The sequence below is a fragment of the Paraburkholderia sp. JHI2823 genome, assembly GCF_038900695.1.
GTDB lineage: Bacteria > Pseudomonadota > Gammaproteobacteria > Burkholderiales > Burkholderiaceae > Paraburkholderia > Paraburkholderia mimosarum.
Genome location: NZ_JAYMRY010000399.1, coordinates 1 through 255 on the forward strand (window position 1 = coordinate 1; position 255 = coordinate 255).

At 51.4% G+C, this 255-nt stretch carries 1 rRNA gene; it reads right to left on the bottom strand.

Annotation, left to right across the window (positions count from 1 at the left end):
- A 23S ribosomal RNA gene (locus tag VSR34_RS39155) occupies positions 1 to 86 on the bottom strand; the annotation flags it as partial.
- Between the last annotated feature and the right edge of the window lie 169 nt (positions 87 to 255).

Sequence of the window (255 nt, forward strand, 5' to 3'; positions counted from 1 at the left end):
GCTCCCCACAGCTTTTCGCAGGCTACCGCGTCCTTCATCGCCTGTGATCGCCAAGGCATCCACCACATGCACTTGTTCGCTTGACCCTATAACGGGTGTGTCTTGCGGCCAGAGTTAGCGCTTTAGCGCTTACTCTGGGCTCATCCCCGTAGGGGACAAGCAAAGAGCACTCGTTACAGGTTGAGTATTCGTGTTGCGCCGTATTCCAAAGCAATCTTTCGATCACTTAAAAATACATTGATACAATCACAACCC